This is a genomic window from Kribbella sp. NPDC055071 (assembly GCF_053608045.1).
In genome coordinates this window covers 232,102-251,894 of record NZ_JBSGUS010000009.1, presented here as the reverse complement: position 1 = coordinate 251,894, position 19,793 = coordinate 232,102, and the positions used below count along the sequence as shown (strand labels likewise).

The following is a 19,793-nucleotide window of genomic DNA, read 5'->3' as shown; positions in this document are numbered from 1 at the left end:
TTCTTGCGCCCTGGCAGGATGGTCGCGTGAGTCTCGGTGATGATCGCGATGGTGACGGCCTCGACCTGCGTCGTGAGCTGTCCGAGCTCCGGGTCGAGCGAGACCGGCTACGGGTCGAGAACGCGCGGCTGTCCCGTCTGCTGGAGCTGCGAGGCCAAGACACTACGCCCGCGGACGAGCAACTCGCTGCCCCTATCGGGCCTGGCGGGCTGGTATCGATGGCAGGCTCGACGCCGCAGCAGAAGCTTGCTCTCTACCTGGACCTGTTCCGTGCCAGGAACGACACGTATGCAAAGCGCTGGGAAGATCCGCGCACAGGAAAGAAGGGATGGATGCCCGTAGCGGCGGGTGGATGGCGCAAGGGTATGACCCGCGAGACCGCCCGTCTGCTCCCGCTGACCCCGGATGTCGTCGCTGAGCACCTGGCCGCACGGTCGCGGCAGGATCTCTTCATCGGCCTGTATCCAATGCTCCCGAACAACACCTGCTGGTGGCTGGCTGCCGACTTCGACGGCAAGACCGCGATGCTCGACGCCTTGGCGTACGTCAAGGCCGCCCGAACTGCGGGCGTCCCCGCTGCTCTAGAGATCTCCCAGTCCGGTACTGGTGCGCACGTGTGGATCTTCTTCACCGAGGCGATCCCCGCACAGACGGCACGCGCGGTCGGGACTGCGTTGATCCACGAGGCCATCCTCCAGCGCGGGGCCATGAGCTTAGGCTCCTACGACCGTCTGTTTCCAAGCCAGGACGTACTGCCCGGCTCTGGCCCTGGCAATCAGATCGCCGCTCCGCTTCACGGCAACCGCCGCAGTAACGGGCTCACGCTCTTCCTCGACCCGGCCACGCTGGAACCGTACGAAGACCAGTGGGCGTTCCTCTCGACGCTGGACCGGCTCGCTCCGGGTGATGCCGCCCGTATCGCCCGTAGGGCGTCGCGCGCCGCCGTCGGTCGCGACGTCACGACCCTGGCACGAGCTGAATCCACCAAGGTCCACCCGCCCATGCCGCCGGTTCTGCGCGCCGAACTCGCTGCCGGGCTGGTCCTGGACGCGATTGTGCTCCCACCTGCTGCTCTTGCGACTTTCAAGCATGCCGCATCGATGGCGAATCCGAAGTTCTACGAGCTACAACGGCTGCGCAAGTCCACCTGGGATACCCCGCGGTTCGTCACCGGCTACCACCTGACCCTGGACGAGAAGCTCGTTCTGCCCCGCGGACTCCGGCATTTGGTCACTGACATCATCGAGCGCAGCGGTGCCCGCCTCGACGTCACAGACAACCGGATTGCGGGCAAGGAGATCGACGTCGCGCTCATCGGCGAGCTCACCGACCGGCAGGCCGCGGCAGTCGGCGAACTCCTGGCGCACGACGACGGCGTCCTGGTCGCTCCGCCAGGATCGGGCAAGACCGTCATGGCGTGCGCGGTCATTGCCGAACGAGCGGTGTCCACACTGATCCTGGTCGACCGCAAAGCCCTTGCTGACCAGTGGCGGACACGACTGGCCGAGTTCCTCGGCCTCAAACCAGGACAGCTTGGTGGCGGACGGAGCAAACTGACCGGGATCATCGATGTCGCCATGCTGCCCACCCTGGCCAGGCACGACGACGTCGAGACCCTGACTGCCGGATACGGGCAGATCATCATCGACGAAGCTCACCACGTCGCCGCAGCCGCCTACGACCACTCGGTCAAGAAGATCGCAGCCCGGTATTGGCTCGGTCTGACGGCCACCCCCGACCGCCGCGACGGCCTCGGCGAGCTCCTGCGCTGGCAGCTCGGACCGGTCCGGCACACGATGACTGATGAGATACCTGGGACGCTGACCGAAGCAGCCGGCGCCACTGCAGGACCGGCACGAGTGCTGCACGTGCACGAGACCATCTTCACCGCAGCAGGCATTGATCAGGGCGCCCCGTCGCCTATCGCCGAGGCCCACCGGGCACTCACCGTCGACAAAGACCGCAACGCGCAGATCCTTGACGACGTCCATTCCTCTCTTGCCCAGGGGCGCAACTGCCTGGTACTGACCCGCCGGGTAGCCCACCTCGAAACGCTGACCTCGCTCCTCGCCGGTCGCGGCCACCAGCCGCTTGTACTCCAGGGAGGCATGCCGGCCAAAGAACGGCGTGCAATCGTCGAACGTCTCACCGATGCCAGAGCCGGGGACGGTGTCCTGGTCCTGGGCACCACGCCATTCGTCGGCGAAGGGTTCGACGCACCGGCCCTGGACACCCTGTTCCTCGCGGCGCCGATCTCCTTCGACGGACTCCTGCTCCAGTGTGCCGGGCGAGTCGTGCGCCCCGCACCAGGCAAGACTGTCGCCGAGGTGCACGACTACCATGATCCGCTCGTCCCGTTGCTGGCAGCCTCGCTGCAGCGACGCATGCCCGGGTACAAGCGGCTGCGTTTTGAGCGGGTCTGAATGAGGCTCCTCGGCGCAAACCGCTGCGCACAAGCCCATCAGTTCCAGAGCCTCGACCCGTGTTCCAGGACCCCGTTCGCGCCGTTCATGGACCTTCGCTGACGGAGTGAAGCCCAGCACGACCCGGGATTCGCTTCTCGGACAGGTCCACCGAGCGTTGTCAGGATCCCACTCTCTGCCCGGCCCCGCGGCTGATGGCCATCAGAAACGTGACGCCGCCCATCAGGCGAGCATCGCTTCGATGGCGGGCCGGATGACGGACAAGGTGTGTAGTCGCGCGCGATGTGTTGGAGATTCCTGACTCCGTCGGATCCGCTGGTTCGCACGTAGCGGCTGAGCGCGGCTAGGGCCAGCACCTGGCCGATGCGATGGCGGTGGCGCATAGCGTCGACCACGCTCCGGGCTGCGTCACAGACCGGCAAGAACTCGCCGGGCCCGGCCTCGTATTGCTCGATGCTGAGGTCGAAGGACTTGGCCGCGTACTGCTCGATGACGATGGCTGGCTAGGAGATCGCCGGACGGCGACTGCCACGCGGTACGGCGACGTGTACGGCGGCTGGCATGTCGTCGATTAGATCCTTCAGGTTCGGCTTCCCAGTAGCCAGAGGTCGTCCCGGCGGGCCGTCTTTGTCGGGGTGGTCGCCAGTTCGCAGCTGCCCGAGCCGATGCTGCACCGGATGATCGCGGCGGCGGTGTTCTCCCCGGTGTCGACCACCATCAGCAGGTGGTCGTCGTCCTCGGCCACCGTGCCGCGGAACTGCACGCCGGTCCACTCCCGCAAGACCTCGCCGGTCCGGCTGTCGATCGCCGTCGTGGACGGATCGCTGCCCTCGCCGCGGAAGTCCGGAGTCGCGAACACCGTGCCGCCGCCCGGTGTGAAGCCGTTCAACGAGTACTCGCAGGTCCGCCACAATTGCTTGCCGTCGGCAAGCTGCCGGATCGCCGAGCAGAACGTCTGGGCGGCCCCGGACAGCTGGTCCACTCCGCGCGCGCCCTGGAAGTCCACGCCCGCCGGCGACTTGAAAGAGCTCAGGAGATCGACCTTGCCGGTCTTCCAGTGCCAGGCGTTCAGGGTCGAGGTCTGGTCGTCGCGGTCGGTCTGCGCCGCGAAGTACACCGTGTCGCCGACCACGGCCAGTACGTTCGACGCCCAGTCGTCGGGCCGGTGCAGCTCTTTCTCGTCGACGCTGGTGCGCAAGTAGACCGTGTTGCCCTGCTTGGCCGTGTGGTCGGCGTTCTGGCGGGCCGTCCCGAACGCGATCATGTCCTCGTCGACCGAGGTCACGAGGCTCCCGACGTCCGGGATGCGAGAGTCCGGCACAATGCCCGTGCTGCCGTCGACCTGTACCAGCTCAGAGCCGCCGAGGCCGACTTCCAGGATCACCATCGCGTCGCCGTCGTACCGGACCGCGCCCATGATCGTCTGCTTGCCGGGGACGGTGATGTCGCCGCCGAGGCCGCCTCTGACCACGCGTCCACTCAGGTACGCCATTTGCGGCGAGCGCCCGGTCGGCAGGTCGCCGAGCTTCACCGACACCGTCGGTACGGCGGCCCCGGACGCAGCGGAAGGTTTCACTGTCGGCACGGAAGTCTTGGACGCGATAGGGGCCAGCGGCAACGCGGCCGTGGAAGATGTCTCGGGACCACGATCAGCCGCGAACGCAGCACCACCAGCCACGGCCAGAACCGCAATGGCGGTCAGCCCGATCGCCAACCGCCCGTTCCCAACTCTCACCGGACCACCCTACCCACGACCCCGAGCCCACCAATCCCGCACTCACACACGTCGTCTCGCGGCCCCCGTCGTACTGCCTGGAACAGCCGTCAACGACCCGCGACCAGTGAGCATGTTCGACGCTCGGGATGGCAGGTCGCGAGACCTTCGCCGAGTGAGGAAATCGAGTGCTGGTGGTGGATTGGTTGCTTAGGCTCAGGGTGTGAATCACTCGGCGAGACCTGTGAGTCTGAGGCCTCTTGAACCGCTGGATGCTGAGGTGATCGCGGGGTGGGCGGAGGATCTTGACTTCTGTCGTGAGGCTGACTGGGTCCAGGGCTTGACGTTCTTTGAGCGTCGGCAAGTCCACCGGCGAGTGATCGAGTCGCCGCCGTCTGATCTGATCAGGCTCGGGGCGGTCCAGGGAGGTGCCTTGGTTGGGTACGTCGATCTCCATGGAGACGAGCCCGGCCGGCGTGAGATCGGCTTCGTCATTGGTGAGCGGGACCGCTGGGGTGGAGGGATGGGACGGGGCGCCGCGACCGCAGGTCTCGACTACGGCTTTGACAAGCTCGGCCTGCGGGAGATCTGGGCTGAGGCTCTGGACTCCAACCAGCGTTCGGTTCGGCTACTTCAGCGCCTTGGCTTCCTTGAGACTGGCCGAGGCGACGAGGCCCTGTTCCTCGGCCGGCCCACCTACTACCGCCAGTTCGCGATGACGGCAGCACAGTGGGCGCGCCTCCACACCTCCTGACGCACCGCCCATAACCGACCGCGCTCATCTGAGTTCGGGAGGCGGCGGCCCTTGAGGTGGCGGTTTATTGCTCGTTCTACTTCTCGAGTGGCTAGTGGGGGATGGCGTCGGTCAGTAGGTCGAGATGGCCTGCGTGGCAGGCTGTTTCTTCGAGCATGTGGACCATGACCCAGCGGAGGGTGATGGGCCCTTTGCCGAATGAGGGGCTGGGCGCTTTCGTGTCGAGGGTGGGGAGCCGGCTGGCTACTTCGCGGCTGCGGGTGCAGGCTGCTCGGTAGAGCGCGGAGATCTCTGCGACTGTGTCGTCGGCTGCTGACTCGAAATCCCACTGTGGTTGGGTGTCTAGCGGCGCGGACGCCCATGGGTCAGGAAGCTCGCCTCCGCCGACTCGCGCGATGAACCAATGATCTTCCATGTGCGCGAGATGCTTCACGATCCCGCCTGGAGTCAGGTTTGTCGCCGGGAGGCTTTTCGTTCGCGCCTGCTCGTCCGTCAGCCGTTCGAGGTGCGCAAGCGCTCGGCGACGGTACTGATCGAGGAATTGGCTGAGCGTAGTGCGCTCATCGGCGTCGAGCTCCGGGTATCGCTCAGCGTCAGTGCTCACGGTGGACCACACTATGCCGGGCGCGCGGGCAGCGGGATCTTTCGATGGTTGGTGGGAGGACCGGAAAGAAACCGTAAGGGCTCTTCGGCAGAGTCTGGGCCAGACGGCGAGCGTCTGAATCAACCCGGAGAGGACAGAGCCTTGAGTTCGTTGAGTGCAGAGCGGGTGCGGGAAGCGATCGTTGAGTACAGCGAGCGATTGGCGGGGTCGGCTGTTGCGGCTGGAGCTGGTGCGGTTGTGCCGACGGCTCCGGAGTGGAGTGTTGCTGACCTGGTCGAGCATGTCGGGCAGACGCAGCACTGGGTTGCGGAGATCATCGAGCGGCGCATAGTTGACCCAACGCAGCTCCCAGCCGAGATGGCTGCCATGCCCGGCGATCCTGGCGAGTGGCAGGCGTGGTTGGCGGAGTCCGCACGGCGGGTCGCGGATGCATGCTCCGACGAGGCGCTCGAGGCGCCGGTGTTCAACGCCGCAGGCGACGAGCGGTCCGGTGCGCAGTTCTGGATGACCAGCATGCTCAACGAGTCAGTCGTCCACGGCTTCGACGCCGCGAACGCCGCGAACGCCGCGACCGGGGCGAACGCCGCGACCGGAGCGGACGGAACCGACGGAGCTGATGGAGCCGCCAACCGAGGCGGTGCTGTGCAGGCCGCCGGCATGGTGGGGCGGCAGGTGCGTACTGATGTTGAGGCTGATGTCGCGGTTGAGCTCATTGGCAATCATCTGGCGATGCTTACGTCGCCTACCTGGGCGATGCGGCGGTCTGAGTCCGCTGACGCTCTCCGCGGTACCGGCCAGACGCTGCAATGGCTGGCTACCGACACCGCGGGGGATGAGGGCGCTTGGTTTATCGAACGGCGGCCGGACGGCGCAATCTGGCGTCGCGGGACCCACCAGGCCGATGTGACCATCTCCGGCCCGGCAGGATCGTTGCTGCTGGTCATGACCCGGAGGATCCCCCTCACCGATCACGAAGCCGTCAGCATCGACGGGGACACCAACCTCGCCCAGCACTGGCTCGACAACACCGCCCACGTCGCCGGCTGAACGACGCCACCGGGCCTCCGCCGGCACCGCGCAGGTTCCCGGCTGACCGCCACCAGTGGGCCGTCGCAACCGCCGATGTCGCCGGCTGAATGACGCCTACCGGGTGCCCGCCGGCATTGCGTACGTTGCCGGTTGACGCCACGACTGCGCCGTCAGAACCGGATCCGCCACCACCTGTCGCTGCCTCGCTGCAGCTTGGGTCAGGCGGAGGGTGGGACTATCTCGGTGTGGGCTTCTCCGGTGATTGGCGCGACTCGCGGCTTGGGCAGGGGCTCTTCTGGGGCGTTGGCGTGCTGATCCCAGGTGGCTTGGCGGTCGCGACTGACTCGAGTTTCCATAACCTGGTGCGAGTACTCGGCGGGGCCGTTGCGGTCGGAACGGGAGTCGGGCTCGGCGTCGCCGTACGGAGGAAGTTGGTTGCGCGAGGTCGGCACCGGCAGCAGCCAGGGGTCAGGCCCCGTGGCCCTTCAGATGGCGGCTGAGGGCGCGTTCGGTCTCGCGGGTTGCTTCGCGTTCGGCCAGGGCGTGGCGTTTGTCCCAGGTCTTCTTGCCGCGGGCCAGTGCGATCTCGACCTTGGCGCGGCCGTCCTTGAAGTAGAGAAGGACCGGGATGATCGTCAGGCCGCTCTCGTTGACCTTGCGCTCGATCTTGTCGATCTGGGCACGGTGCAGCAGCAGCTTTCGCTTGCGGCGTGACCCGTCGTTGAACCAGCGAGTCTGGGAGTACTGCGGGATGTGCACGCCATGCAGCCAGAGCTCCCGCTCCTCGACCTGCGCGAACCCGCCGACCAGGGACGCCCGGCCGGCTCGGAGCGCCTTCACCTCCGCGCCCTGCAAGACGATCCCCGCCTCCCAGGACTCGCCCAGTTCGTAATCGTGGGCAGCCTTACGGTTGCGCGCGATCACGGGTTCGGCCTCGGGCTTCTTCACACGGCAATTCTGCCCCGGAACGCCGACAGTCCGCGATCCACGCACCTCATCCCGGTAGGAGCCAGCCAATGCGCAGTTCCTCGGCGGCTGGGCGGTAGGTCCGAGTCAGTTCGGCGCGCTCGGAGTCGTCCTCGGGGAGGTCGTTGGCCAGCGCGGCCTGGGCGGCGACGGTTTGCGGGCGGGCTCCGAGCGCGGCGCGGAGGTGGAGCGAACGGCGAAGCATGGCGTTCCGCTCAACGGGCGCCTTGAGGTGGGCAATGTGCCGGATGATGTACGACTCGAAGTACCCGTCGCCGTACTTCGTCGCGATCTCGAGCGACGTTTCGTACCGCGCGAGAGCCCCGGCCGCGTCGTCGTCGATGTTGTCCAGCAGAACACCCCAGTGGTACTCGGCCCACCCGCGCTGCAACTCGTCACCACTCTGCGCCGCCGCGCGGTAGGCGGCTTCGGACACGGCCCGGTCGTCGGGGCGGGGGTCGCGCTGGAACAGCAGCCGGCTGTACGCAAGACGACCCGTGAGCAACTGCGCGGTCCACGACCCGGGGTCGAGCGCCGCGACGGCCTTCTCCGCCTCGTCGTGACCCTCGATCTGGAAGAACCAACGGTCGAAGGCGATCTCGGCGTACAACCCGGGTTCGGCGTCCGGGCCGAGTACGGCGAGCGCGGTGTCCCACTCCCCGAGCAGGTGCAGGTGGCGGGCGATGTAGGCGTCATCAGTTATCATGATGCCTACCGTAGATATCGACGACGTAGGTGGTCAAGTGGAATACGGTGACTACATTGGGAACGTGACGCGGCTGGCCGTCGAGCTGGCCAACACCGGCACGCTCGATGAGGACGGGGAGCTGGTCGCGGCGTTCTTCACGGAGCACGAGATCACGCCGCCGCCGGACGGAGATTTCGGCGAGCTGCCGAACGTCGTACGCGCGGCCTTGGCGCAGTCGGTCGACGGCGCGGCCCCCGACGCTGTGCATCGACTGCTGCGCGACTATCCACCGGACATGCATCTGTCCGACCATGACGGTCTCGGCTGGCACGTCCACTTCAGCCGCAACGGCACCCCTGCCAAGCAGTGGGTCGGCCAGGTGATCGCCGCCAAGCTCGCTCTGGTCGCTGCCGGGGATCCGTCGGTGACGCTGGGCCGGTGCGCCGCGGCGGGGTGCGGCAACTACTTCGTCGACCAGTCACGGAACCGCACGCGTCGATTCTGCTCCAACACCTGCGCAAGCCGTACGACGGTTGCCGCCCACCGCGCCCGGGTGGCGAAAGACGCCTAGTCGGGCCGTGTCCGTGGAGGAGGCAACGTGGTGGTGATTAATGGGGTGCGGCACTGGGTGCGGGTGGTCGGTGATGTTCGTGATGGGGTGCCGCTGGTGGTGGTTCACGGCGGGCCGGGCGGGTTCATCTATGACTTCGAGCGCCTGACCGGTCCGGGGCTGGAGCAGCTCGGGACGGTCGTGTACTACGAGCAGCGGGGTTGCGGACGCAGCGAGCGGCCGTCGGGAGGGACGTACTCCGTGCCGCTCCTCGTCGACGACCTGGAGCAGCTGCGGCAGCACCTGGGGTTGCCTCGGATCGCCTTGCTGGGAATCTCGTTCGGTGGCGATCTCGCCGCCGAGTACGCGGTCGCGTACCCAGACCGCGTCGACAGACTGATCCTTCAAGGTACGGCGCTCGCCGGCCCGCTCACCCCATCACCGTGGGGCGCCGGCTTCGAGGCAGTAGCCACGGACGACGCGATGCGCGAGGCGATCCGGGCCGCGGTCCAGGAGTCCGGCCCTCAGGCAGCCTGGGGCGTTGTCGACCGGGAGACTGTCGACCGCTTCCTGTTCCACCGGTCTGGCTCGGCCAAGCTGGTCCGAGATCTGTGGGAGGCGAGTGGGCTCGTCAACACGGGAGAGTTGGCGCGTGACTTGGAGCGGCAGCCGGCGCGCGTCGTACCTCTGGTGGATGAGTCGGCCGCGCTCGACGTACCTGTGCTGATCCTGATCGGTCTGTGGGATCGCAATGCCGGGGTCGACGCGTGCCGCGACCTGGCCACCCGCCTCCCGCACGCACAGCTCCGCGTCTTCGAAGACAGCGCCCACTTCCCCAACGTCGAGGAGCCCGACCGCTACACCGCGGAAATCGCGTCGTTCCTGTCTTGAGGTGTGCAGCTCGACAGGTAGAGCACCTGCGGAACGCTGTACGCGGTGCGGCCGTCACGCTCGGGTGCACTAGGTGGCGCCGGGAGACGTCCTAATGAGATGTACGCCGGGCCGGGTCAGTCGGGGTCGTTGCCGCGGAGGCCGTCGATGGCTTCGCGGAGGAGGTCTGCGTGGCCGGTGTGTTTGAGGTACTCCTCGAGCATGTCGGTCAGGATCCGCCGACGGTTCTGGGTCCACTCCGGATCACCCGTGTCGACCACTACGTTGAGACCGCCGTCAGCGCTCAGTTGCTCCCACGTGGCTCGGGCTCGGCCGGCCGCGGCGTACCACTGCGCGTACAGCGCCTCCGGCTCGTCTGTGCAAGCAGAGGCCCACACCCACTCGTCGTTTCCGTGCCAACTCCGGATGTCGATGTCCCACGGTGGCCCGAGCGGCACCTCCGCGGCCAGCCCGGTAAAGGCGTCCTCGACGAACGTCATGTGCTTGACCAACCCGGCCAGCGTCATCGTCGACGGCGGATGCGTACGACGGAGCTGGTCGGCATCGAGCCCGCCCGTCTTCCAGGCGAACTGTTGTCGCGCGCGATCCACAGCGAACTGCAGCATCTCCGCATCGTTCCCCCGCAGGCACTCGTTCTTCGGCAGATCTCTCCAGTCCACGAGTCACTCCCCGCTCAGGATGCGTACGGCGGCAACGTCGTACTCGGCCACCGCCGCCGACACGATCGCCGCGCGCTGCTCGTCGCTCGGACCGCCACCACGGAAGGCCTCGACGGCTTCCTGCGATTCCCAGCGCTCGAAGACGTTGACACGACCCGCGTCGATCAGATCCGGACTGAGCGCGTAGTCAAGGCACCCGTCCGCCTGCCGCGCCTGTTCGACAACCCGCACGCACCTGGCGAGATACTCCTCCCGCCGCCAAGCCTCAACAACAATATGCCCCGCAACAATCACCACATCACCCTCCCATTCTCCAAATACGTCCCAGCCCGCCGATCCCGCAGAGCTGCAGTCACCCGCGCGAACTGCCCACCGTCCAACAATTCCCCGGCCTCCCCGAGCCCTACGAATCTGAACCCAACCGCCTCAGCAGGGCTACACACAATCCCGTCAACCTCTGCCCGCGTAAGAACCCCGCCGTCGAACAGGAACGCGACGATCTCACTGAAGTCGCCCGATCGCGCCACCCAATCAACCGCGATCAGCGGCCCAGGCTCGACGATCAACCCCAGCTCCTCACGAACCTCACGCCGAGCCGCCTCCCGAGGCGATTCGTTCCGTTCGACGATGCCCCCGGGCAGATCCCAGGTCGGTTTGTACGGCGGATCGAGCAGCAGCACACGCCCATCCTCATCCGTAAAGAGACAATCAGCAGCCATCCGCTTGGTCGGATGCGAGGCCGTGAAATGGGACATCACCAGGTCCAGGTTTTGTTGGTGAGGGTGAAGGTCCAGTTGCGGGGGTGTGGGTTGTGGGTGAGGTAGTCGATTGCGGGGATGATCATTGGTGGGTAGGGCACTGCCTGGAGGAGTGGTACGGCGTCTGCCGGGGAGAACCACTGGGCGTCGAGGACCGAACCGTCCGGATCGTCGATGGCGAACGTCGGATCGGTGACCGCGGCGAGATAGTTCCAGGAGCGTGAGAGCGTTCGTCCGCCCTCAACCTGATGCGTCGTCCAGATGAGCTCGAGCGCGTCCGCGTCCACCCGCAGTCCGGACTCCTCGCGCAACTCGCGGACCGCCCCGGCCGCGGGCGTCTCGCCGGCCTCGACGCCGCCGCCCGGCAGATTCCAGTACGGCGCCGCCCACCCCTCGTACTCCTCCCGCACCAGCGCCACCATGCCGTCGTACACCGCAACCACCCCCGCATACCGCTGCATCAGCGAACTCCCCAGGTCATCCCCCGAGTATCGCGGTTCAGGGTGTGAACAGGTGGAAGCCGCGGGACTGGTAGTTCGGTAGGGCATGGGGGTGGTCTCGTGTTGAGGTCTGTAGCCAGACGCGGGTGGTCGGAGAGTTCAGCCGCCAGGCGGTCTGCGTGATCAGCGTGAGGAACGCGCCGCCGTAACCCTTGGACCGAACCTCGGGGACCAGCCCGAAGACCACGATGCCCACACCGCCGGTCGGCTCGGGCGAGAGCTCAGCGAAACCGATGGCTGACGAGTTGTCCTCGAGCCGGACAGTCCACGTGCGGATGCCGGGCAGCGACAGTTCCTCGGCCCACTGATCGACAGACCACGCGCTGCGCCCGCCGGGACTCGGGAACATGCGCTGATAGAGCGACCGGACAAGCGCCGCGTTGTGAACCTCGTCCAGGACCAACGGCGCCGGCCGGGCGGGGATGAGTTGGCTGGGAGACGTCATCTCGAGGCTGATGATGGTCATCTGAGGAGGGTAGTAGTTCCGGAAGGGGAGTGTCCGGAATGGGGGTTACGGTGCAGGTATGGACGAATATTGGTGGGAGCCGCCGCTCGCTGGGAGCGAGGTTGAGCAGTTGGTCGGCGCGCTGGATCGGTTGCGTACGACGTTCCGCTTCAAGGTCGATGAGCTCGACTCGGACGGGTTGCAGGTGCGGATCGGGGCCTCGTCGATGACGCTGGGTGGGCTGACCAAACACCTGGCGGCGAACGAGGACTACATGTTCACCGTGAAGTTCAAGGGTGAGCCGATGGATCCGCAGTGGGACGCGTACGGGTGGCGCGACGACAACGACTGGGAGTTCGACTCCGCGGTGGAGAACACCCCAGAGGAGCTGTATGCGATGTGGGACGGCGCGGTCGCGCGTGCGCGTGAGCGGCTGGCCGCAGCCATCGCCGACGGCGGTCTCGAACAGCCGGCGCACATCAGTTGGCCGGACGGACGGCACCCGAGCCTCCGACGACTGGTCTGCGACCTCATCGAGGAGTACGGGCGCCACACCGGCCACGCCGACCTGATCCGCGAAGCCGTCGACGGCCGCGTCGGCGAGGACCCGCCCGGCGGCTGGCAGCCGGTCGGGCCCCTCCAGAACGCCGTCACTTCAGCCGGGTAAGGCTTCCGTCGGCGTCGATCGCGATGGTGGTGACCGTCCCGTCGACCGTGAGGTGGACGAGCAGGCGGTCACCTTGCTGGGTGGTGGTGTACGTGACGGCGGCGTTGGCGCGGCTCGGGACGATCACGGACAGGATCGAAGCGGTGCGCGCGGACCGGGTGAACTTGACCACCGGCGCTGGATCGCGCTTGTCGATGGTCTGGTAGTGCCACCCCTGGATCGGAGCGCTCTGCCCGGTCACAACCTGGATCGGCGTGGTCTCCTGCTGGAACGGAATCTGCAGCAACGTGGTCTTGACCGAATCGCCAGGCTTCCGCGCCACCGCCGAACCGTTGCCATTGACAACTACATTCTGATCCGACGGCAAGTGCCACAACGTCTCGTACTCCTGCGACGATGTCGACGACCCGCGATCCAGCACCACCATCAGATCCGGATCCTTCAGCACCAGCACGTCCCGCGTCCGCGAGATCCCCGACCCCAGCGTGTCGTGCAGTTCGTAGAACTCGGACGTCGGCCCGACCGACGACCGCACCAGCTTGGTATCAGGATGGTCGTTCGCCGTCGACGCCACGGTCAGCTCGTTGTGGGCGAACTCGCTCTTCACCCAGTCCTGCCAGGTGTCGCCCTTGTAGCCGGCGTGACCGCCGTCCACCAGGATGTCGCGCCCACGCGAGGTATAGGTGATCGACGTGTGATCGTCGTGTCCGTGCCGCCGGCGCGACGGCCCGAACCTGATGCTGTACGTCGATTCCTGCGCGAACGTCCGCTTCTCACCCCATCCGGTCCGGCCGAAGATGTATCCGGCGTCGAAGATCCCGACTCGCTGGGTCGGCCGGATCCCTTGCATACCGTGGCTTCCGGCGTACTCGAGCACGGTCCCGGGAACCGGATTCGTGGTGACCACCTCGGAGTCGCCGATCTGGGGCAGGTTGCCGAGCGAGTTCGTGGCGAGCGCGAGCCACGTCGCGAGCTGGCGTCGACGCGCGTTGATCGTCGGACCGGGGTCGACGCCGCACTTCTGCAGTACGTCGGCCGCCCGCCCCCATAGGGCGTAGTTGAACTGCGCGTACCCCGTCGACTGCTCGTTGGTCGACCCCTGCGTGTCGATCGAGGTCTTGATCGCGGTCGTCAGCCGATTGGCCGCGATCTGCTTCAGGTCACGGCGTCCGAGCGTGCAGCCGACTCCGAACAACGCGATGCTCTCGTCGGTGCCGTGGTTCCAGTCGCCGCTGTAGTGCCGCTGCAGGAACTGCGCGTGCTCCAGCAATGCCTTGTCCACCCAGGTGTAATTCAGTGGCAGTTGCGACACGTGGAAGGCGGACAATATTGCCTGACGCAAGCAGATCAGCACGTTGGTGCGATGCATCGTCGACTCGGACGCGCCGGCGTTCGCGTTCCACGAGTTCGGATTGTCGATCACCCAGTCGTGGGCGATCGTGCTGACCCGCTGCAACGCCAGCTTGTCACCGTTGCCACCGGCAATGATTCCCTGACCCAGCCAGCGGAGCGAATGCAGCCACATGTACCAGCTCGGATTCTTGCCCGGATTGACCCGCCAGTCGATGTTTCCCTTGCCGTCGCCAACCTTGTACGCCGGGATCGTCCCCCAGGTGAACTTGTCCTGGTAGAGATCTGTCAGGGGATTGGTCTTGTCGATCTTGCTGTACCCCGGGCACGAATAACCGTCGCGCCGCGGCGGGGTCACCGGCGCGATCGGCGGCTCGGGCAGCTGCGCAACGGTCGGGTCCGGGGCGGCCTCAGGTTCGGTGCCGCCCCAGGGGATCACCAGAGCGGCGGCCAGAGCGGCAATGCTCACCACGACCGCGGTGGCGATTCGTAGCGTCGTCCGTGGCTGTCTCGCGGGCATGCTTCGTTCCTCACCGCATGCCCTGGGCACGCACAATAATGGCCTAGACCTGAATTCGGAGACAGGGCGATCCCCGGGAATGAGTCAGTGGTGGTTCCTCTGCAGCGCGGAGGTGTACGCCTTAGTGACGGTGCACGGTCGGCCGAATGTTGCATCCGGCATCGAACTGATACCGGCCACTCCACTCGCGGCTGCGTCCCCCTCCACTCAATAGATGTCGCATCGGGGAGAAAGGTTGCATCGGGATCAGGTGTGCTGGATCGCCTGCAAAATCAGGTCATTCCGCGCGTTCTGCCCGGCGGGAACGGTGGTGTGCCTGCCGTCCCGCAAGTCGGTAGCGATGCGTTCGGGACGTGCGGCAAGGAACTGTGCCCAGTCGACGATGCGCAGGTTCGGGTAGCGCAGCTGGGCGTGTGCCAACTGGAGGTCGATCCACTCGCTGTTGCGCTGATCGGCAACCCGAACCGCCGCCGGTACGTCGGTCCGCGACACCTGGACGTTCACCCAGTAGACGATCCGATCCGACCCGGCAATCCGCATCGCTCGATCCACCTGTGCCGTGAACCCCGCGGGATCGAAGATGTCGTTCGAGCCGACAGCCATCACGATCCGATGCGGCAGTCCGTACGCCGACGCCCACGCAGCCAGCGCATCGACGGCAGCCGACGTTGGCTGACCCGCCCAGCTGTGCTCGGCGAACGTCGTACCCAATCGTTGCGACAGGAGTCGTCCGAGCGCCTCTCCATCTTGTACGGCGATGCTGTCGCCGAACAGGACCACCCCGTTGGTGGCCACGACGTGGCGGACGTGGGCACCGCTGGAGATCACCCTGGCGTTGGACCGCCACGCACCGAGCGTTCCCGATCCGAAGCCATCCGTGCTCGCGGCCGGTACTGGCGCCTTCGCGTGCGCGTTGGGGGACTCGTAATGCAGGAGTGCCAGCAGAGTCGCGGCCACAACCACGATGACGCCTGCCGAGATCGCACCGCGCCGAGCGGTGGCGAGTGCATGACTCCGCAACATCCACGGACCTCCCTGTGACGCCGTATTCCTACGGATAACGCGCAGAGCGGCGCCGAGGTTGCCATCGGCGCCGATCTGTTGTTACGGCTTGCTGGCCGCCTGGATGGCGTCGGCGATGAGGTCGTTGCGTGCCGCCGCGCCGACCGGAGTGGTGGTGTGGACGCCATCACGCAGGTACTTCTGGTACCCAGCCGGCTGCGTGTTCAGGAACTCGGACCAGTGGACGATCCGCAGGTTCGAGTGTCGCATCGCCGCCGACTCCAACTGCTGGTTGATCCACGCGCTGTTGGTCCGGTCCGCGGCCTGCGTCCCGGCCGGCCGCTTGAAGCGGCTCACCTCGACGTTGACCCAGTACACCGTCCGGTTCGGGCCGGCGATCGCCATCGCCCGCTCCACCTGGGCGGCGAACGCCGGCGGATCGAAGATGTCGTTGGTGCCGGTCGCCATCAGGATCCGGTCCGGCAGACCGTAGTCCTGAGACCAGTTGGCGAGCGCGTCGACCGCTGCGGAGGTCGGCTGACCGGACCAGTTGTGTTCGGCGATCGAGTCGCCGGTCCGCGCCGCCAGCATCCGCTCCAGCGCCGCACTGTCCTGGACGGACAGGCTGTCGCCGAACATGAAGAGTCCATTGAACGCCAGCACCTCCCGGATCTGGTCCTCGGACGAGATCCGCCGGTTCAGGTCCTCCCATGGGGCGAGCGTGCCGGAGCCGTAGCGTCCAGCGGCTCCATGGCGATCAGGCGCTGCGTCGCTGGGAGCACCCTCGCTGGGAGCACCGTTGCTGGGAGCTGCGTCGCTCGGGGCGACGGACCCGGAGCCGCTGGTCGTCACAGCGATCGCGCTGTCGGATCGAGGCTCGAGCAGCGTCAACAGCCCACCGACCGAGGCGAACACCGCCAACGTCGCGACAATCGCGGCCAGCGGCCCGACCACGACGTCCCGGACCTTGCGCTTCACCCCCGCGTCCTTCATGTGTAACCCCGCCCCTCCACCACAGCCCCCCGGACAAGTGCTCGCTACCTGATACATGCGGTGAGCACCGTAAAACGTTGCATCTCGTTGCCATGGATGAGATGCGTGCCGACCGCAATTAGTTGTCATCGCCCTTCTCCCGCATCCGACGGGGTAGGTTCCAGACCATGCCAGGGCTCGACGCTGTCGTCGCAGGGGTACGTGCGTTCCTGCTGGACTTCGACGGGCCGGTGTGTGACCTCTTCCCAGCCGGGAGTACGACGACAATCGCGGCCGACGCCCGTACGCCGATGGAGCAGGCGGGGATCGAGTTACCCCCAACGCTCGCCCACACCAACGAGCACCTCAGCATCCTCACGTACGCCGCCGCCCACGCCCCGGCCGTACTCGCACAGGTCGAGGCCGCCGCCATCGCCGGCGAGGTCGAGGCCGCCCGCACTGCACCGCTCACCCCCGGCGCCCGCGAGTTCCTCCTCGCCTGCGCTCAGAGCCACCGCCCTGTCGTCATCGTCAGCAACAACGCGGCTGCCGTGATCGAGCTGTTCCTCGAGCGGCACGAACTCACCAGCTTGATCACGGCGATCGCCTGTCGTCCCTTCGCGCAGCCGAATCTGATGAAGCCCGACCCTTACCTGGCCGTCGGAGCTCTCCGGAGTCTGGATCGCCCGGCGGCCGGGTGCTGCATGGTGGGGGACGCGGTGACGGATGTGGAGTTCGCGCGGGCGGTCGGCGTACGGGCTATCGCTTATGCGAAGTCGGACCGGCACGAGGCTCGGCTTCGGCCGGCCGGCCCGATGCCGTCGTTCGCACGATGACGGAGCTGGCGGCCTCGGTTATTGCGTCGAGTCCTGAGCCGACTGCTGGGCCGAGTCCTGAGCCGAGTCCTGGGTCGACTGCTGAGCCGACTGCTGGGCGGCTCTGAAGGCGGCGACCTCGGCGTCGCTTCGTTCTACGCAGAATTCGTTGCCCTCGGGGTCGCGCATGGTGACCCAGCCCGGGCCTTCGGGCGTGCGGTGGTCGTCGTGCACGGTGGCGCCGAAGGTGACGAGGCGCTCGACCTCCTCGTCGCGGGTGCGCTCGGTCGGACCCCAGTCGAGGTGGACGCGGTTCTTGACGGTCTTCGATTCCGGAACGGCGATGAACAGCAGGCCGGGGATCGGCTTCGGGGCGATCACGAGGACCTCGTCGTCGCCCGGCTCGTCCTCGTCGCCGAGCGGCCAGCCGGTCACGCGGCTCCAGAATTGCGCGAGCTCGTAGGGATCTGCGGCGTCGACGGTGATGTGTCGCGGGATCATGCCGAGACCTTAAACCGCAGGGGGTCGAAAGTGTCGGCGAGCGGCGTTACTGTGCCGAACAGAGCGCCGTACCACAAAGGTGTGGCCGGTTGGGGGAAGGGAAGAACCGATGGCGTCCAGGCTCAATCCGTACATTCAGTTCGACGGCACCGCGCGGCCGGCGATGGAGTTCTACCAGGGTGTCTTCGGGGGTGACCTGTCGTCGAACACCTTCAAGGAATTCGGCGCGGGCCACGGTCCGGACGACGACGACAAGCTCATGCACAGCCAGCTCGAGACGCCCAGCGGGTTCACGCTGATGGCGGCCGACACGCCGCAGGGCAACCCGTACAACCCGGGTGAGAACATCTCGATCAGCCTCAGTGGTGACGGTGACGAGCTGCGCGGTTACTACGAGAAGCTGTCCGAGGGCGGCAAGGTCACGGTCCCGCTGGAGAAGCAGATGTGGGGCGACGAGTTCGGGATGGTGCAGGACAAGTTCGGCATCAACTGGATGGTCAACATCGCAGCCGAAGCCTGAGTCACACCGGTGAGCAGGGCGGCGCCCACAGTGTCCGCTCTGCTCACCGACGCCCGAGGCCGGATGGCGTCGACTTCTGGACGGGCCGCTTGGGTCGGGTACTTCCAGCCCTCGGCCTCGATCGCGTAGTGGAGCCGCCGGTTGAACGTCGGCAGGACGGCCGTGGCCGATCCGGACCAGTGATGCCGGGACGCGGTGACAGGCCGGGCCGGGCGGGGACAGGTCGCGGATAGCTTGTAGCACCCGTGTGAGCAGGTGCCGGTGTCCTGGGCCCGCGCCGGCCGCACCAGCTGACGGTGTCTCGGGGCTGCGCTGGTTGCGACCGGAGCTGGTGTGTTGGGCCTGCAGCGGGTGCTGGTGGCCCGGGCCTGCGCGGCTGCAGCAGGTGTGGTTGTTCGCTGTCCGGAGGTGGTTTCCGGTGGAAATTCGGTACGACGATCTGCGTGGCGCGGCTACTGTCCGTTGCATGGCACTCAACGACTTGTTGTACGACCCGATTCGGCACAACAACTGGGCGACGAAGAGTCTCACCCAGTTCGTTCGCGCGCAGGACCTGACCGCTGATCAGCTCGAGGTCACTGGTGTCGGCACGTTCGGTGGCATCCTCGCGACGCTCGACCACATCATCCGGTGCGACGGCAGCTACGTACGGCGTCTCGCCGACCAAACACTCGCCTTCGTCGACGCTCCGGAGACCGCGGATCTCGAGACGCTCGAGCGCTGGAACGACGAGGCAGGAGCGGTGTGGGAAGACGTCCTCGCGAAGCCGATCGACGTCGAGCGAGTGATCATCGTCGACAACGAGACCCGCGGGACGAGAGCCGGCATCTTCATCGCGCAGGCGATCAACCACGCCAACCACCACCGCGAACAGGTCTGCGCCATCCTCACCGGCTTCGGCATCGAGCCCCCCGACATCCAAGCCTGGGAATACGCCTGGACAACCGAACGCATCTGGGACCTCCCCAAGAAACAGAACTAACGCTCCGGCAACAGCCCGGTCACCCCCGGAGCACTCGCGGTTTGTTTGGTCCGAGAGCCAGGTGGCAATGAACCCCGGAATCTCGAGCTCATCCCGCGCGAGTTCCGGCCCGTCAGGTTAGAGAGCTTGGTGGCATGGGACTGCGGAGTCTCGTGTTATCGAGCGTGAGCCCCCGGTCCGTCTGGTCGGAGAGCTGGGTGGCAGTGGACTGCGGAGTCGCGAGCTCGCCCGCGGGAGTTCCGGTCCGTCTGGTTCCAGGACTGGGTGGCAGTGTCCCGCGAAATCGCGGGCTCGTCCGGGGTGAGTTCCCGGTCTGTCTGGTTCGAGGGTCGGGTGGCAGTGGACTGCGGGATCGCGGGTTCGTCCGGCGTGAGTTCTGGTTCGTCTGGTTCCAGGGGGTAGTGGGGACTGCGGACGGATCAGTTCGTGTGCGTGGTCGCCAGTTGGTGTTCGCCAGGGGAGGCTCGGGGCAGGTGTCTGGCG

The 19,793-nt window shown here is 66.7% G+C and carries 23 protein-coding genes; 10 read left to right on the top strand and 13 right to left on the bottom strand.

The features are described from left to right. Positions 1-26: 26 nt before the first annotated feature. Both ACWF4Z_RS17595 and ACWF4Z_RS17590 read left to right on the top strand, forming a co-directional pair. Positions 27-2,423 carry a TOTE conflict system archaeo-eukaryotic primase domain-containing protein gene (locus tag ACWF4Z_RS17595; protein ID WP_452244103.1) on the top strand — a complete coding sequence of 799 codons (2,397 nt, stop codon included), beginning with the start codon at positions 27-29 and terminating at the stop codon, positions 2,421-2,423. 368 nt (positions 2,424-2,791) lie between these two features. Further along, positions 2,792-2,998, top strand: a complete 207-nt coding sequence (locus ACWF4Z_RS17590; RefSeq protein ID WP_452244102.1) for a hypothetical protein — start codon at positions 2,792-2,794, stop codon at positions 2,996-2,998. Between the two features lie 5 nt (positions 2,999-3,003). Here the strand turns inward: ACWF4Z_RS17590 and ACWF4Z_RS17585 are convergent, their stop codons facing one another. Beyond that, positions 3,004-4,158, bottom strand: a complete 1,155-nt coding sequence (locus ACWF4Z_RS17585; protein ID WP_452244101.1) for a hypothetical protein — start codon at positions 4,156-4,158, stop codon at positions 3,004-3,006. Between the two features lie 202 nt (positions 4,159-4,360). On the opposite strand from ACWF4Z_RS17585, the gene ACWF4Z_RS17580 reads away from it, so the two are divergent. Continuing rightward, a complete protein-coding gene (locus tag ACWF4Z_RS17580) occupies positions 4,361-4,891 on the top strand; it encodes a GNAT family N-acetyltransferase (RefSeq protein ID WP_452244100.1) in 531 nt (176 codons plus the stop codon). A gap of 91 nt (positions 4,892-4,982) precedes the next feature. On the opposite strand, the gene ACWF4Z_RS17575 is transcribed toward ACWF4Z_RS17580, so the two are convergent. Continuing rightward, positions 4,983-5,495 (bottom strand): DinB family protein, encoded by a 513-nt coding sequence (locus ACWF4Z_RS17575; protein WP_452244099.1) that lies wholly within the window; start codon positions 5,493-5,495, stop codon positions 4,983-4,985. 141 nt (positions 5,496-5,636) lie between these two features. Between ACWF4Z_RS17575 and ACWF4Z_RS17570 the strand changes: the two genes are divergently transcribed. Beyond that, positions 5,637-6,542 (top strand): maleylpyruvate isomerase N-terminal domain-containing protein, encoded by a 906-nt coding sequence (locus ACWF4Z_RS17570; RefSeq protein WP_452244098.1) that lies wholly within the window; start codon positions 5,637-5,639, stop codon positions 6,540-6,542. Positions 6,543-6,992: 450 nt separating this feature from the next. On the opposite strand, the gene smpB is transcribed toward ACWF4Z_RS17570, so the two are convergent. Both smpB and ACWF4Z_RS17560 read right to left on the bottom strand, forming a co-directional pair. Continuing rightward, complete coding sequence (smpB, locus tag ACWF4Z_RS17565; protein WP_452244097.1) at positions 6,993-7,472, bottom strand: SsrA-binding protein SmpB; 480 nt, start codon at positions 7,470-7,472, stop codon at positions 6,993-6,995. A gap of 46 nt (positions 7,473-7,518) precedes the next feature. Beyond that, positions 7,519-8,196, bottom strand: a complete 678-nt coding sequence (locus tag ACWF4Z_RS17560; RefSeq protein ID WP_452244096.1) for a hypothetical protein — start codon at positions 8,194-8,196, stop codon at positions 7,519-7,521. A gap of 64 nt (positions 8,197-8,260) precedes the next feature. Here ACWF4Z_RS17560 and ACWF4Z_RS17555 point away from each other — a divergent pair, with 64 nt between their 5' ends. Beyond that, a complete protein-coding gene (locus ACWF4Z_RS17555; protein WP_452244095.1) occupies positions 8,261-8,749 on the top strand; it encodes a CGNR zinc finger domain-containing protein in 489 nt (162 codons plus the stop codon). A 27-nt stretch (positions 8,750-8,776) separates the two neighbouring features. Continuing rightward, positions 8,777-9,619 carry an alpha/beta fold hydrolase gene (locus tag ACWF4Z_RS17550; protein WP_452244094.1) on the top strand — a complete coding sequence of 281 codons (843 nt, stop codon included), beginning with the start codon at positions 8,777-8,779 and terminating at the stop codon, positions 9,617-9,619. 116 nt (positions 9,620-9,735) lie between these two features. Here ACWF4Z_RS17550 and ACWF4Z_RS17545 read toward each other — a convergent pair whose 3' ends face one another. The 5 genes from ACWF4Z_RS17545 to ACWF4Z_RS17525 are packed head-to-tail and all read right to left on the bottom strand — an operon-like array spanning position 9,736 to position 12,002. Further along, positions 9,736-10,278, bottom strand: a complete 543-nt coding sequence (locus ACWF4Z_RS17545) for a mycothiol transferase (protein WP_452244093.1) — start codon at positions 10,276-10,278, stop codon at positions 9,736-9,738. Between the two features lie 3 nt (positions 10,279-10,281). Beyond that, entirely contained in the window at positions 10,282-10,572 is a 291-nt protein-coding gene (locus tag ACWF4Z_RS17540; RefSeq protein WP_452244092.1) for a putative quinol monooxygenase, read from the bottom strand. Next, positions 10,569-10,997: an NUDIX domain-containing protein gene (locus ACWF4Z_RS17535; protein WP_452244152.1), complete on the bottom strand. Its 429-nt coding sequence runs from the start codon at positions 10,995-10,997 to the stop codon at positions 10,569-10,571. The genes ACWF4Z_RS17540 and ACWF4Z_RS17535 overlap by 4 nt, the downstream gene beginning before the upstream one ends. Positions 10,998-11,032: 35 nt before the next feature. After that, positions 11,033-11,497, bottom strand: a complete 465-nt coding sequence (locus ACWF4Z_RS17530) for an NUDIX hydrolase (protein WP_452244091.1) — start codon at positions 11,495-11,497, stop codon at positions 11,033-11,035. Between the two features lie 37 nt (positions 11,498-11,534). Beyond that, on the bottom strand, positions 11,535-12,002 hold the full coding sequence (locus ACWF4Z_RS17525) for a GNAT family N-acetyltransferase (protein ID WP_452244090.1): 468 nt from the start codon (positions 12,000-12,002) through the stop codon (positions 11,535-11,537). Positions 12,003-12,060: 58 nt separating this feature from the next. Here ACWF4Z_RS17525 and ACWF4Z_RS17520 point away from each other — a divergent pair, with 58 nt between their 5' ends. After that, positions 12,061-12,648, top strand: a complete 588-nt coding sequence (locus ACWF4Z_RS17520) for a mycothiol transferase (protein WP_452244089.1) — start codon at positions 12,061-12,063, stop codon at positions 12,646-12,648. Here ACWF4Z_RS17520 and ACWF4Z_RS17515 read toward each other — a convergent pair. The 3 genes from ACWF4Z_RS17515 to ACWF4Z_RS17505 form a co-directional block, all read right to left on the bottom strand. Next, positions 12,632-14,518 carry a heparinase II/III domain-containing protein gene (locus ACWF4Z_RS17515; RefSeq protein WP_452244088.1) on the bottom strand — a complete coding sequence of 629 codons (1,887 nt, stop codon included), beginning with the start codon at positions 14,516-14,518 and terminating at the stop codon, positions 12,632-12,634. The two genes, ACWF4Z_RS17520 and ACWF4Z_RS17515, sit on opposite strands and share 17 nt — an antisense overlap. 246 nt (positions 14,519-14,764) lie before the next feature. Then, positions 14,765-15,541, bottom strand: coding sequence for a hypothetical protein (locus ACWF4Z_RS17510; RefSeq protein ID WP_452244087.1), 777 nt, complete (start codon positions 15,539-15,541; stop codon positions 14,765-14,767). An 81-nt stretch (positions 15,542-15,622) separates the two neighbouring features. Beyond that, the gene (locus ACWF4Z_RS17505) at positions 15,623-16,513 is read right to left on the bottom strand and encodes a hypothetical protein (protein ID WP_452244086.1); all 891 of its coding nucleotides are present in this window, start codon (positions 16,511-16,513) and stop codon (positions 15,623-15,625) included. A 167-nt stretch (positions 16,514-16,680) separates the two neighbouring features. Here ACWF4Z_RS17505 and ACWF4Z_RS17500 point away from each other — a divergent pair, with 167 nt between their 5' ends. Beyond that, the gene (locus ACWF4Z_RS17500) at positions 16,681-17,328 is read left to right on the top strand and encodes an HAD family hydrolase (RefSeq protein WP_452244085.1); all 648 of its coding nucleotides are present in this window, start codon (positions 16,681-16,683) and stop codon (positions 17,326-17,328) included. Positions 17,329-17,346: 18 nt separating this feature from the next. Here ACWF4Z_RS17500 and ACWF4Z_RS17495 read toward each other — a convergent pair whose 3' ends face one another. Beyond that, positions 17,347-17,808, bottom strand: coding sequence for a VOC family protein (locus ACWF4Z_RS17495; RefSeq protein WP_452244084.1), 462 nt, complete (start codon positions 17,806-17,808; stop codon positions 17,347-17,349). A gap of 109 nt (positions 17,809-17,917) precedes the next feature. Here ACWF4Z_RS17495 and ACWF4Z_RS17490 point away from each other — a divergent pair, with 109 nt between their 5' ends. Both ACWF4Z_RS17490 and ACWF4Z_RS17485 read left to right on the top strand, forming a co-directional pair. Continuing rightward, entirely contained in the window at positions 17,918-18,328 is a 411-nt protein-coding gene (locus tag ACWF4Z_RS17490; protein WP_452244083.1) for a VOC family protein, read from the top strand. Positions 18,329-18,794: 466 nt separating this feature from the next. Then, positions 18,795-19,310, top strand: coding sequence for a DinB family protein (locus ACWF4Z_RS17485; RefSeq protein WP_452244082.1), 516 nt, complete (start codon positions 18,795-18,797; stop codon positions 19,308-19,310). The last annotated feature ends 483 nt before the right edge of the window (positions 19,311-19,793 follow it).